Origin of the sequence: Paenibacillus sp. JCM 10914 (assembly GCF_001315105.1) — a bacterium.
In the GTDB taxonomy this organism is placed as follows: Bacteria; Bacillota; Bacilli; order Paenibacillales; family Paenibacillaceae; genus Paenibacillus_AQ.
This window is the reverse complement of record NZ_BAZR01000078.1, coordinates 1-1,219: the sequence shown is the minus strand read 5'-3', so window position 1 is coordinate 1,219 and position 1,219 is coordinate 1. Positions and strand designations below refer to the sequence as shown.

The 1,219-nt window shown below is 52.1% G+C and carries 1 rRNA gene; it reads right to left on the bottom strand.

Going from position 1 to position 1,219, the window contains the following annotated elements:
* Positions 1–1,217, bottom strand: a 23S ribosomal RNA gene (locus JCM10914_RS28110); the annotation flags it as partial.
* Between the last annotated feature and the right edge of the window lie 2 nt (positions 1,218–1,219).

Sequence of the window (1,219 nt, the reverse complement as noted above, 5' to 3'; positions counted from 1 at the left end):
TCAAGCCATAGCTTCGGTGGTGTGTTTAGCCCCGTTACATTTTCGGCGCAGAGTCACTCGACCAGTGAGCTATTACGCACTCTTTAAATGGTGGCTGCTTCTAAGCCAACATCCTGGTTGTCTGTGCAACTCCACATCCTTTCCCACTTAACACACACTTGGGGACCTTAGCTGATGGTCTGGGCTGTTTCCCTTTTGACAATGGATCTTAGCACTCACTGTCTGACTCCCGGATATAAGTCTATGGCATTCGGAGTTTGACTGAGCTTGGTAACCCTTGCGGGCCCCGCACCCAATCAGTGCTCTACCTCCACGACTCTCAATTCCGAGGCTAGCCCTAAAGCTATTTCGGGGAGAACCAGCTATCTCCGAGTTCGATTGGAATTTCTCCGCTACCCCCACCTCATCCCCGCATTTTTCAACATACGTGGGTTCGGGCCTCCAGTGCGTGTTACCGCACCTTCACCCTGGACAGGGGTAGATCACACGGTTTCGGGTCTACGTCCACATACTAATATCGCCCTATTCAGACTCGCTTTCGCTGCGGCTACGGCTTCTCGCCTTAACCTTGCATGGGAACGTAACTCGCCGGTTCATTCTACAAAAGGCACGCCATCACCCATAGATCGGGCTCTGACTTCTTGTAAGCACACGGTTTCAGGTTCTATTTCACTCCCCTTCCGGGGTGCTTTTCACCTTTCCCTCACGGTACTGCTTCACTATCGGTCGCTAGGGAGTATTTAGCCTTAGCAGATGGTCCTGCTGGATTCATACGGGGTTTCACGTGCCCCGCACTACTCGGGATCCGTCTCGGAGGGAATATACTTTCGACTACAGGGCTTTTACCTCGTATCGCGGGCCTTTCCAGACCTCTTCGTCTAATATGTTCCTTTGTAACTCCATGTGAGACGTCCCACAACCCCAGAGAGCAAGCTCTCTGGTTTAGGCTGTTCCGCGTTCGCTCGCCGCTACTGACGGAATCACTCTTGTTTTCTCTTCCTCCAGGTACTTAGATGTTTCAGTTCCCTGGGTATGCCTCCTCATATCCTATGTATTCAGATACGGGTAACTGACTATTACATCAGCTGGGTTTCCCCATTCGGACATCCCCGGATCGAAGCTTGCTTACAGCTCCCCGAGGCAGTTTCGTTGTTCGCCACGTCCTTCTTCGGCTCCTAGCGCCTAGGCATCCTCCGTGTGCTCTTAGTAGCTTAACCAA